At 64.6% G+C, this 11,819-nt stretch carries 12 protein-coding genes; 9 read left to right on the top strand and 3 right to left on the bottom strand.

Annotated features, from left to right (window positions below; all coding sequences use genetic code 11):
• Positions 1–569, top strand: a 569-nt coding sequence (locus FNJ47_RS39435) for an NAD-dependent epimerase/dehydratase family protein (protein WP_163161323.1), incomplete at its 5' end; no start/stop codon positions are given.
• Between the two features lie 149 nt (positions 570–718).
• Here the strand turns inward: FNJ47_RS39435 and FNJ47_RS39430 are convergent.
• On the bottom strand, positions 719–1,561 hold the full coding sequence (locus tag FNJ47_RS39430; RefSeq protein WP_163161321.1) for a uroporphyrinogen-III synthase: 843 nt from the start codon (positions 1,559–1,561) through the stop codon (positions 719–721).
• A gap of 135 nt (positions 1,562–1,696) precedes the next feature.
• Here FNJ47_RS39430 and purU point away from each other — a divergent pair, with 135 nt between their 5' ends.
• A complete protein-coding gene (gene purU, locus FNJ47_RS39425) occupies positions 1,697–2,560 on the top strand; it encodes a formyltetrahydrofolate deformylase (protein ID WP_163161319.1) in 864 nt (287 codons plus the stop codon).
• A gap of 63 nt (positions 2,561–2,623) precedes the next feature.
• Complete coding sequence (locus FNJ47_RS39420) at positions 2,624–3,409, top strand: phosphodiesterase (RefSeq protein WP_163161317.1); 786 nt, start codon at positions 2,624–2,626, stop codon at positions 3,407–3,409.
• Positions 3,410–3,413: 4 nt separating this feature from the next.
• On the opposite strand, the gene FNJ47_RS39415 is transcribed toward FNJ47_RS39420, so the two are convergent.
• Positions 3,414–3,776 carry a hypothetical protein gene (locus tag FNJ47_RS39415; protein ID WP_430649459.1) on the bottom strand — a complete coding sequence of 121 codons (363 nt, stop codon included), beginning with the start codon at positions 3,774–3,776 and terminating at the stop codon, positions 3,414–3,416.
• 299 nt (positions 3,777–4,075) lie between these two features.
• On the opposite strand from FNJ47_RS39415, the gene FNJ47_RS39410 reads away from it, so the two are divergent.
• From FNJ47_RS39410 to FNJ47_RS39385, 6 genes are all read left to right on the top strand, one after another.
• The gene (locus FNJ47_RS39410; protein ID WP_163161315.1) at positions 4,076–5,257 is read left to right on the top strand and encodes an ABC transporter substrate-binding protein; all 1,182 of its coding nucleotides are present in this window, start codon (positions 4,076–4,078) and stop codon (positions 5,255–5,257) included.
• Between the two features lie 103 nt (positions 5,258–5,360).
• Entirely contained in the window at positions 5,361–6,230 is an 870-nt protein-coding gene (locus tag FNJ47_RS39405; protein ID WP_163161313.1) for a branched-chain amino acid ABC transporter permease, read from the top strand.
• A gap of 7 nt (positions 6,231–6,237) precedes the next feature.
• A complete protein-coding gene (locus FNJ47_RS39400) occupies positions 6,238–7,269 on the top strand; it encodes a branched-chain amino acid ABC transporter permease (RefSeq protein WP_163161311.1) in 1,032 nt (343 codons plus the stop codon).
• Entirely contained in the window at positions 7,266–8,018 is a 753-nt protein-coding gene (locus FNJ47_RS39395) for an ABC transporter ATP-binding protein (RefSeq protein ID WP_163161309.1), read from the top strand. Before FNJ47_RS39400 ends, FNJ47_RS39395 begins: the two co-directional genes overlap by 4 nt.
• Positions 8,011–8,727 (top strand): ABC transporter ATP-binding protein, encoded by a 717-nt coding sequence (locus tag FNJ47_RS39390; protein WP_163161307.1) that lies wholly within the window; start codon positions 8,011–8,013, stop codon positions 8,725–8,727. The genes FNJ47_RS39395 and FNJ47_RS39390 overlap by 8 nt, the downstream gene beginning before the upstream one ends.
• 19 nt (positions 8,728–8,746) lie before the next feature.
• A complete protein-coding gene (locus FNJ47_RS39385) occupies positions 8,747–9,865 on the top strand; it encodes a cobalamin-independent methionine synthase II family protein (protein WP_163161305.1) in 1,119 nt (372 codons plus the stop codon).
• Positions 9,866–10,005: 140 nt separating this feature from the next.
• Here FNJ47_RS39385 and FNJ47_RS39380 read toward each other — a convergent pair whose 3' ends face one another.
• Entirely contained in the window at positions 10,006–11,736 is a 1,731-nt protein-coding gene (locus FNJ47_RS39380) for a caspase family protein (RefSeq protein ID WP_163161303.1), read from the bottom strand.
• Positions 11,737–11,819: the final 83 nt, after the last annotated feature.

The raw sequence follows: 11,819 nt of genomic DNA, 5'->3' as shown, positions 1-11,819 counted from the left end.
TGCTGACCGGCCCGCTGGAGCCGACCAACGAGCCCTATGCCATCGCCAAGATCGCCGGCATCAAGATGGCCGAGGCCTATCGCAGCCAGTACGGCGCCGATTTCATCAGCGTGATGCCGACCAATCTTTATGGTCCCGGCGACAATTATCACCCTGAGTACAGCCACGTCGTCGCCGCGTTGATCCGCCGCTTCCACGAGGCCAAGCTCTCGGGGGCAGGCAACGTGGTGGTGTGGGGCACCGGTACGCCGCGCCGCGAATTCCTCTATGTCGACGATCTCGCCGACGCCTGCATTCATCTGATGAAGACCTATTCCTCGTCCGAATTGGTCAACATCGGTAGCGGTGAGGATATCACCATCGCCGAATTCGCCCGCGTCGTTGCGGCCACGGTCGGTTATCGCGGTGAGATCAGCTTCGACCCCTCGCGCCCCGACGGCACGCCGCGCAAGCTGCTCGACGTCGGCCGGCTGGCGAAGCTCGGCTGGCGTGCCACCACCTCGCTCGAGGGTGGCATCGCCCTCGCGTACCGGGCCTATCTGAACGAGACCAAGCAGGTCGCGGAGTAGGGCGTCGGATCGCTCCAATTCGTCGTTGCGAGGAGCGCAGCGACGAAGCAATCCATTCCGTCGTACGCCGCGATATGGATTGCTTGGCGGAGCCTGTCATCGGGCGCGCGCTCGCGCGACCCGTTGGCTCGCAATGACGGTGGTGGATGTTAGCGCGCCGCCACGCGCGGCGGAGCCTTCAACAGCGCAGTCGCCATCGCCGAGATCAGTGGCTTCATGAAGAACGCATCGTTCGCGGGATAGATGTCGGTGGGCAGGCCATAGGCCTTCAACTCGTCCGACACCACCGGCCCGACGGAAGCGATCGGCGTCTGCTTCAGGCCCTCGCGCAATTCCGCCGCGCATCGATGCTTCTCGGCTACCTCGAGCAGGCGGCGAACCTGGCCGGAGCTCGTCAATGCGATGGCGTCGATACGGCCACGCGCCATCTCCTCGATCGCGGTGACGATGTTGGCGTCGGCAGCCTGCGCGTCATAGACATAGGGCAGCACCGTATCGACCTCGGCGCCCTGCGCCTTGATCGCGCCGATCAGGGTGGTGTGATCCTTGTCCGGATAGAGCTGCAAGCCCAGCCGATGGCCGCTCAGGTCGAGCTTCGAGAGCATCTCGGCGACGCCTTCTGAGGTCGGCTTCTCGGTCGTCATTTGCGGCTCCAGGCCAATTTCGCGCAGCGCCCGGCTGGGCTTCGGACCGCGGGCGAATTTGCGTGCCTTGCCGAGGCTCGTGACAAACTCCGCCTCGACCCCGATTCGGCGTACCACCTTCATCAGCCGGCGCAGGCCTTCGCCGGTCATCAGCACGAGGTCGTCGAGCGGCCGCTCGATGGCGCGGCGAATCCAGGCCTCGATTGGTGCCGGATCCGGCGCATCATGGATCGTGAACATCGGGCATTGCAGCACGTCGGCGCCCTGCTCGGCGAGCAGGCGGGAAAACTGCGCCTCCTCGCGCGTTTCGAGGATCAGGATGCGGTAGCCGTTCAACCGGTCAGCCATGGTGGTCCTTAATTCATATTGCCGTCATTTGTTCGATTTGAACCCTCCGGCGGGATTGGCGCAAGGCCGCCTGCGGTGTAGACGAGGGCCGAAAATGACTGTTCCACGCTTCTGCTCAAGCTTTGGTCAATTGGCATGCCCGACCATCAATTCGTTCTGACCCTGTCCTGTCCTGACCGGCCGGGGATCGTCTCGGCGGTTTCGACCTTCCTCGCGCATAACGGCCAGAACATTCTAGACGCCCAGCAATTCAATGACGTCGAGACCGGCAAGTTCTTCATGCGCGTGGTGTTCACCGCGGCCGACCTCGCGGTCGGGCTGCCCGCGCTGCAGACCGGGTTTGCGGCGATCGCCGAGCGCTTTGGCATGGATTGGCAGATGCGCGACCGCGCCAGCCGCCGCCGGGTGATGCTGCTGGTGTCCAAGTTGGATCACTGCCTGGTCGATATCCTCTATCGCTGGCGCACCGGCGAGCTCGAGATGATCCCGACCGCGATCGTTTCCAACCATCCGCGCGAGACCTACGGCTCGCTCGATTTCGGAGACATCCCGTTCCATCATCTGCCGGTCACCAAGGAGACCAAGCGGCAGCAGGAAGACGCGGTGTGGAAGCTGGCACAGGACACAAAGACCGACCTCGTCGTGCTGGCCCGCTACATGCAGATCCTGTCGGACGAGATGTCGGCGCGGCTGTCCGGCCGCTGCATCAACATCCATCATTCCTTCCTGCCGGGCTTCAAGGGCGCCAAGCCCTATCACCAGGCCCATGAGCGCGGCGTCAAGCTGATCGGCGCCACCGCGCATTACGTCACCAGCGATCTCGATGAAGGACCGATCATCGACCAGGACGTCGAGCGCATCAGCCACCGCGATACGCCCGACGATCTCGTGCGCAAGGGCCGCGATATCGAGCGTCGCGTATTGGCGCGCGCGATCCGCTACCATCTCGCCGACCGTGTCATCCTCAACGGGCGCAAGACCGTGGTGTTCGTGGACTGATCCGCGGTTCACCCGGCTGTTGCGCTTCGGCGACTATGGTGTCGCCTTGCATCGAGGTGCTGCATGAAACTCATCCACATGAGCGACATCCATCTGACGACGCCCGGGAGGGAGATCTTTGGTCGCGATCCCCTGCTGAATTTCGAGCGCGCGCTCGATCAGGTGCGTGCCGATCACCGCGACGCCGAGCTGATGGTGATCTCGGGTGATCTTTCCGATCTCGGCGACCTCGCGGACTATCATCTGCTGCGCGAACGCCTGAACGGATTTCCGATTCCGGTGCGGCTCTGCATCGGCAACCATGACCATCGCGAGACGTTTCTCAGCGCATTTCCCGAATGCGCCGACGCGGACGGGTTCGCGCAGGGAGTTCACGACACCTCGTTCGGCCGCTGCCTGCTCCTCGACACTTACGAGCCGCAGACGGCCGCCGGCAGCTTCTGCCGGACGCGGCAGGCCTGGCTGGAGCGGCAGCTATCGGAGCATGAGGGCCCGTTCTTCCTGTTCATGCACCACAATCCATTCCCGACGCATATCGCCCCGGTGGATCGGATTGGCTTGCTCGATGACGCCGCGTTCCGGTCGATCGTCGCGAGGCACCGGAGCAAGATCCGACACATCTTCTTCGGTCACTGCCACATGGTGCTGAGCGGTTCGGTTGCCGGCGTCCCCACGACCTCGCTGCGAGGAACGAACCACGCCAGCTATCCCGTGTTCGCTGAAGTGCTGACCGTCGCCGATCTGCCGGAGGCCTACGGCGTGGCGTTCATCGGCGATGACTACGTCACCGTGCACATGGTGGAGTTCGGCTACCGCGGCGAAATCCTCAGCGAGGATTCGCCCGGCTAGGCAGTCAATGGGTAGCGTTCTGCGCCGGTGCCGCCGGCTTGGCGTCATCACCACGCTCCGCCGCAGGCATCAAACGTTTGCGTTCCCGCTCCTGCATGAACTTGTCGTATTCGGGAGTACCCGCCCGCGGCGGCGCGTCGGCGGGCAGGCCGCCGGCCCAGGCTGGAATGGTGTCGGCCATCCCGGCCGAGAGCTTCTGGTTCACGGAACTGCATCCCCCGAGCGCACAGGCCGCGAGCGTGAGGGCAGTCAGGACAGGGATGGGGCGCGGGAAGATCGGCATGGGAAACAGGATACAGCTCTGGTCTTTATGGATGATGATCGCGGGCGCGACCGTTCGGCTGCAATTGTGCTTGTTTGTTGACATTGCGGCTTTCTTTGTACGGTCGTACAAATGAATTGAGCCCGCGAAGACATTGGAGTGCACGTGACCGGCCCTCGCGGTGGGCATTGAATTTCGCGGAGCGATCTTGGTATCCTGATACTGTTTCTTCAGCTGGGCCTGATCGCGTCGCGCGCGACACACGTCCATCGTCCGATTGACAGAGGGCACGGGGAGACGCCTTGTCGCGTTGCGGCTTGGCCGCGACATGCTTGGGTTAGGGTTAGGCAAGGGCCGGGAGACTCGGCTCGACGCAGAAGATTGGAAGGGGGAGGGGGATGTCGATGTTTAATCGTCGCAAAGTGTTACAGTGGGGCGCCGCTTCGGCCGTGCTTCCGGGATTGTGCACCAGCATGCCGGCGCGGGCGGAAGACGCCGTCAAGATCGGCTTGATCCTGCCGATGACCGGCGGCCAGTCGTCGACCGGCAAGCAGATCGATAATGCCATCAAGCTCTATATGCAGCAGAAGGGCGACACCGTCGCCGGCAGGAAGATCGAGATCATCCTGAAGGACGACGCCGCGGTGCCCGACAACACCAAGCGGCTCGCGCAGGAACTGATCGTCAACGACAAGGTCAATTTCATCGCCGGCTTCGGCGTGACGCCGGCCGCGCTTGCGGCGGCGCCGCTGGCGACGCAGGCCAAGATCCCGGAAGTCGTGATGGCGGCCGGCACCTCGATCATCACCGAACGCTCGCCCTACATTGTGCGCACCAGCTTCACGCTGGCGCAGTCCTCCACCATCATCGGCGACTGGGCGGTCAAGAACGGCATCAAGAAGGTCGCGACGCTGACCTCCGACTACGCGCCGGGCAACGATGCGCTGACCTTCTTCAAGCAGCGCTTCACCGCCGGCGGCGGCGAGATTGTCGAAGAGGTCAAGGTCCCGCTCGCCAATCCCGACTTCGCGCCGTTCCTGCAGCGCATGAAGGATGCCAAGCCCGATGCGATGTTCGTGTTCGTGCCGGCGGGGCAGGGCGGTAACTTCATGAAGCAGTATGCCGAGCGCGGGCTCGACAAGAGCGGCATCAAGGTGATCGGGCCCGGCGACGTGATGGACGACGATCTGCTCAACAACATGGGCGATGCCGCGCTCGGCGCGGTGACGGCACATCTCTATTCGGCGGCGCATCCGTCCGAGATGAACAAGGATTTCGTCGCCGCCTACAAGAAGGCGTTCGGCAACCGCCCCGGCTTCATGGCGGTCAGCGGCTATGACGGCATCCATCTGATCTACGAGGCGCTGAAGAAGACGGGCGGCGCGACCGATGGTGACAAGCTGATCGAGGCGATGAAGGGCATGAAGTGGGAGAGCCCGCGCGGCCCGATCTCGATCGATCCGGAAACCCGTGACATCGTGCAGAACATCTACATCCGCAAGGTCGAGAAGGTCGACGGCGAGCTCTACAATGTCGAGTTCGCGACCTTCGAGGCCGTCAAGGATTCCGGCAAGACCAAGAAGTGACGCGCAAAGCTCCGCCTCCCTCCACGTCATGGCCGGGACCAGCCCGGCCATGACGATCCAGTTGACGTGGTGTCCTTTGCGTCCTCTCGGCTGAGCTGATCCGATGGCCTCTATCCTCACCAACCTGTTCGACGGCGTCGCCTACGGCATGCTGCTGTTCGTGCTCGCCTGCGGGCTTGCGGTGACGCTCGGGCTGATGAACTTCGTCAATCTCGCGCATGGCGCCTTCGCGATGGCCGGCGGCTACATCTGCGCCGTGCTGGTCAACAACTCCGGCTGGCCGTTCTTCGCCGCGCTGCCGCTCGCCTTTATCGGCAGTGCCGCGATCGGTATCGCGCTGGAGCGCACGCTCTACCGCCATCTCTACAGCCGCAGCCATCTCGATCAGGTGCTGTTCTCGATCGGTCTGGTGTTCATGTCGGTGGCGGCGGTCGACTACATCATGGGATCGTCGCGGGTGTTCATCAAATTGCCCGCAGCGCTGGAGGGCCAGATCGATCTGTTCGGCGTCGGCATCGGGCGTTACCGGCTGATGATCGTCGTGATCTGTGGCCTGCTCACCCTGGGGCTGCAACTGATCCTGGCGAAGACGCGGTTCGGCAGCCGCCTGCGCGCCGCCGTGGACGATCCGCGCGCGGCGAGCGGGCTCGGCATCAACGTGCCGCAGGTGTTCGCCTTCACCTTTGCCTTCGGTTGCGGCCTCGCCGGTCTCGGCGGCGCGCTGAGTGCCGAGATCCTCGGGCTCGATCCGTATTTCCCACTGAAGTTCATGATCTACTTCCTGATCGTGGTCACCGTCGGCGGCTCGTCCTCGATCACCGGCCCGTTCCTCGCCTCGCTGCTGCTCGGCATCGCCGACGTCGCCGGTAAATATTACGTACCGAAGGTCGGCCCTTTCGTGATCTACACAGTCATGATCGTGATCCTGCTCTGGCGCCCCAACGGCCTGTTCGGCCGCACCGCGGCACGGTGAGGCCGCTATGACCGCGCTGTCCGACGTCTCCACTCATGCGATGGCCAGCGCGCGCTGTCGGATCAGCGAAGTCGCGTTCTGGGTGCTGGCGCTCGCCTGTGCGTTCCTGTTCCCGTCGCGCTACCTGATCATGACTGACATCGTGCGGCTCGGCCTGTTCGCGCTGTCGCTCGACCTGATCCTCGGCTATGCCGGTATCGTCTCGCTCGGCCATGCGGCGTTCTTCGGCGTCGGCGCCTATTCGGCCGGGCTGCTGGCGCTGCATGGCATCATCAACGAGCCCGTCATCGCGCTGGTCGCCGCCGGTCTCGTCGCGGCCGTGCTCGGCTTCCTGACCAGCTTCCTGGTCATCCGCGGCGTCGATCTGACGCGGCTGATGGTGACGCTCGGCATCGCGTTGCTGCTGGAAGCGCTCGCCGAACGTTTCTCTGATATCACCGGCGGCACCGACGGCCTGCAAGGCATCGAGATGCAGCCGGTCCTCGGGCTGTTCGCCTTCGACATGTTCGGCAGGACAGGGTTGTTCTACTCGCTGGTCGTGCTGTTCATTCTGTTTCTGCTTGCGCGACGCGTCGTGCATTCGCCGTTCGGCCTGTCGCTGCGCGCGATCAAAAACAACCCGCTGCGCGCGGCCGCAATCGGCGTGCCGGTCAACCGCCGGCTGATCGCGATCTATACGCTTGCTGCATTCTATGCCGGGATCGCCGGCGCGCTGTTCACCCAGACCACGGCACTGGCCTCGCTCGACGTGTTCTCATTCGAGCGCTCCGCCGACCTGATGCTGGTGCTTGTGATCGGCGGTACCGGCTATCTCTACGGCGGCCTGATCGGCGCGGTCGTGTTCAAGATGCTGCAGGAGCTGTTTCAAAGCATCACCCCGCAATACTGGCTGTTCTGGATCGGCCTCGTGCTGGTCGTGATCGTGATGGTCGGCCGCGCGCGCATCCATCGTTGGGTGTTGTTCGTGCCGAACCTGATCATCCGCCAGCTCGCCGGCCGCAAGGCTGCTGTCGCCGTACCGGAGAGCGACGCGTCATGACGATCGCGCTGGAAACCCGCAATCTCGAAAAATCCTTCGGCGGCCTTCGCGTCACCCGTGATCTCTCTTTGAAGGTGATGCAGGGCGCCCGCCATGCGCTGATCGGACCGAACGGAGCGGGCAAGACCACCGTCATCAATCAGCTCACCGGCGTGCTGACGCCGAACAGCGGGCGCATCCTGCTCGAAGGTCACGACATCACCGGCCTCTCCGTGCACAGACGGGTGCTGCGCGGGCTGTCGCGCACCTTCCAGATCAACCAGCTCTATGCCGATTTGACCCCGCTCGAAACCATCGGGCTTGCGGTCTCCGAACGGATGGGTCGCGGCGGTGACTGGTGGCGGCGGATGGGAACGCGTGATGACGTCAATGCCGAGATCGCCGAGCTGCTGTCGCGTTTCCATCTGCTCGACGTGATGACGGAACTCACCTCGACATTGCCCTACGGCAAGCAGCGGCTGCTCGAGATCGCGGTGGCGATCGCCGCCAAGCCGCGCGTGCTGCTGCTCGACGAGCCCGCCGCCGGCGTGCCCGAGAGCGAGCGCCACGATATCCTGGCGGCGGTCGCGGCATTGCCGCGCGACGTCACCGTGCTCTTGATCGAGCACGACATGGACCTCGTGTTCTCGTTTGCCGATCGCATCTCGGTGCTGGTCAATGGCGGCCTGCTCACCGAGGGCGCGCCCGACGAGGTCGCGCGCGATCCGCAGGTGAGGGCGGTCTATCTCGGCGAGGCAGCCGATGCCTGATCTTCTCGCCATCAAGGGCCTGCGTGCCGGCTACGGTGAGGCGGTGGTGCTGCCGGATATGTCGCTGGCGCTTGCCGAGGGCCAGGTGCTCGCGCTGCTCGGCCGTAACGGCACCGGCAAGACCACGCTGATCAACTCGATCGTCGGTATCATCAGAAGGTTCGGCGGCAGCATCGCACTCGCGGGCCGCGACATCACGGCGATGCGCCCGGATCAGCGAGCTCGCGCCGGGATCGGTTGGGTGCCGCAGGAGCGCAACATCTTCCGCTCGCTGACGGTGGAAGAGAACATGACCGCGGTGGCGCAGCCCGGGCCGTGGACGGTCGAGCGGGTGTACGAGATGTTTCCGCGGCTGAAGGAGCGGCGCGGCAATTTCGGCAACCAGCTGTCCGGGGGCGAGCAGCAGATGCTGGCGATCGGTCGCGCGCTGACGCTGAACCCGAAAGTGCTGCTGCTCGACGAGCCGACCGAAGGCCTCGCGCCGATCATCGTTGAAGAACTGTTAAGGGCGATCGGAACCATTACGCGGGCCGGGGGCATCTGCTCGATCATCGTCGAGCAGAACGCGCAAAAGATTCTGGGGCTCGCCGACCGCGTTGTGATATTGGAACGCGGCATGATCGTGCACGATGCCGCGAGCAGCGCGCTGAAATCCGATCCCTCCGTCCTTGAGCGCCATCTCGGCGTCTCCGGGGCCAAAAAGCACTGACGACATCAGGGAGTTGACCATGCAGCGAACCAAGCCTCCGTTCCGCGCCGACGAGGTCGGCAGCCTGTTGCGGCCGCCGAAGATCAAGGAGGCGCGCGCCAGACTGGAGAAGGGCGAGATCTCGGCCGACGAGCTGCGCAAGATCGAGGACATGGAGATCGAGAAGGTCGTGCACAAGCAGGCCTCGGTCGGCCTGAAGCTTGCGACCGACGGCGAGTTCCGCCGCTCCTGGTGGCACTTCGATTTCCTCAGCCATCTGACTGGCTGCGAGCTGTTCCACCCCGACATGGGCATTCAGTTCGCGGGCGTGCAGACCCGGCACGACGCCATCAGGGTGATCGGCAAGCTGGATTTCTCCGATCATCACCCGATGCTCGATCACTTCAGGTTCCTGAAGAAATATGCCGACCAGGCCCATGTCACGCCGAAGATGACGATTCCGTCGCCGGCCGTGCTGCACTTCCGCGGCGGCCGCAAGCTGATCTCGAAGGAGGTCTATCCCGACCTCGAGGAGTTCTTCCAGGATCTCGGCAAGACCTACCGCAAGGCGGTGAAGGCGTTCTACGACGCCGGCTGCCGTTACCTGCAATTCGATGACACGGTGTGGGCCTATCTGTGCTCGCAGGAGGAATTGCAGAAGGCGCGTGAGCGCGGCGACAACCCCGATGGCCTGCAGGAGATCTATGCCCGCGTCATCAATTACGCGATCGCGGATCGTCCGGCCGACATGGTGATCTCCACCCATGTCTGCCGCGGCAATTTCCGCTCGACCTGGATTTCCTCGGGGGGTTACGAGCCGGTCGCCGAGACCATGCTGGCCGGCACGAATTACGACGGCTACTTCCTCGAATATGATTCCGACCGTGCAGGCGGCTTCGAGCCGCTGCGCTTCCTGCCCAAGGGCAACAAGGTCGTGGTGGTCGGCGTCATTACCTCGAAGTTCGGCGAGCTCGAGAGCAAGGATGCGATCAAGCGGAGGCTGGAGGAGGCGGCGAAGTTCGCCCCGCTCGAGCAGCTCGCGCTGTCGCCGCAATGCGGCTTTGCCTCGACCGAGGAGGGCAACATCCTCTCCGAGGAAGAGCAGTGGGCCAAGCTGCGGCTCGCCGTCGAGGTCGCGAACGAGGTGTGGGGCAAGTAAGAACGTCTTCCTCGTCATTGCGAGCCACCCGGTCGGCGCGTAGCGCCGCCGGATGACAGGCTCCGCGAAGCAATCCATCTGCCCGCGTAGACAGAATGGATTGCTTCGTCGCTTCGCTCCTCGCAATGACATATGTCTCATCACTGCTCCGCGAGGTAGACCTCGCCGAGCAGCGAGGAATTCGACCACGGCACCTGCTTGCCCTTGGTCGCGGCAACGACCTCGGCGCGGACCCGCGTCAGCATCTGCTGCACTTCGAGCCCGGGTGTACCGACATGACGCGACAGTGCCGCGGAGAACGGGCTGTTGGTACCTTCGCCGTCGAGCGCGATCTGGCCAGGTGCAGTGGCGAATGCGATCAGCGTGCCGGCGCCGAGCGTCGAGCCTGATCCGAGCGAGGTGGGCGCGGCAAGGCCGGAGCCGGCCTCGATGCCGCGGCTTGGGCCTGCGGAGGCCACCTGCGGCGCCATCGGATTGTTGCGGCAGGCATCGAGGATGAGGATGTTGGTGCGGATCTGGTCGTCGAGGCCGGCCATGATCGTATCCATATCGACCATCGCGTCGGTCATGCGTCCGCCCGCCTTGAACTCGATATCAACAGGCACGAGGTAGTTGCGGCCATCGATCTGCACGCCATGGCCGGCGTAATAGACCACCGCGATCTGCGACCGCGCCGCCTCGCGCAGGAAATCGTGAATGGTCGTCTGCATCGCGCCGCGATCGAGATCGAGACCCTCCGAGACGGTGAATCCGATGTCGCGCAGGCTCCTGGCGATGGCGCGGGCGTCGTTCGGCGGATTGGGCAGCGCCTTCACATGCGCATAGGCGCCGTTGCCGATCACCAGCGCGACGCGCCGGCCGGTTGCTGCGGCCTGCACGCGTGCCGCGGGGGCGGCCGGTGTTGCTGCGGCGGGCGCCGGTGGTGCAGGAGCAGGGCTGCTCTCGGCAGCGGGCGCCGCCGCGGTTTTGCGCGGTGTGGCGTCGGCCTCCTTGAGCAGCGCGAGCCGCACCCTCGCGGTGGCCTGGTTGGCCTTGCTGCCGGCGTCGGAGGCGACGCCCTCGAGCACCGAGGCGTAATCTTCCTTGGCGTGCGCAGCATCGCCTTTCGCTTCATAGGCGAGGCCGCGCTGGGTATAGGCCGAGATCAGCACGCTGCCCGGCGGCGTCATGATGTTGGCGGGTGCTTTCGCCTTCGCGAGCCGGATCGCTTCCGTCGTGTCCGCGATCGCGCGCGCGATGTCGCCCTTGGCGCGCCAGATCACGGCGCGGCTGATCAGCGGCTGCGGCAGCGACGGGTCGATCCTGACGGCCTCGTTGATGTCGGCGAGCGCGCCGTCGAGATCGCCGAGCGCCTGCTTCGACGCGCCGCGGTTCTGGTAGGAGAAGGCCGACTTCGGACCGGCCTTGATCGCGGCGTCGTAATCGGCGATCGCCTTGGCGTAGTCGCCCTTGCCGCGATAGGCGTTGCCGCGGTTGTGAAAGATGATGCCGCTCTGCGGCCCCGTGCGCAGCGCATCGTTGAAGTCGGCGATCGCGATGTCGTACTCGCCTTTGTCGTAATAGGCCGAGCCGCGCAAATTGTAGACGGCGGTGCTGGGTTTCAGACGCAGCGCTTCGGTGGCGTCAGCGATCACCTGCGCGTAGTTGCCCTTCTTGTTCCAGCCGACCGCGCGCCAGAAATGGATGGTCGCGAGCTTCTCGCCGGAGAACACCTTCAGCGCGATGATCTTGGTGCAGGCGTCGATCATCTGGTCGGCGGGTGTGGTGTCGGTCGTGCAGAGCGGGCCGAGCTGCGAACGCGTCTGGGCGAGGCAGGGCGCCGACCACAGGATGGCGGCAAGCAGGCAGGGGATCAGGAGCAGGCGGCGCATCGGTCATCCAGGGGGGCGGGGGCGGCGCAGAGAGCGCACCGATTGCACGTCTGAGATGCGGCGCAGCCTACTCGGAGGACGGG

The sequence above is a fragment of the Bradyrhizobium uaiense genome (assembly GCF_010811875.1).
In the GTDB taxonomy this organism is placed as follows: domain Bacteria; phylum Pseudomonadota; class Alphaproteobacteria; order Rhizobiales; family Xanthobacteraceae; genus Bradyrhizobium; species Bradyrhizobium uaiense.
This window is presented reverse-complemented; position numbering and strand designations above follow the sequence as displayed.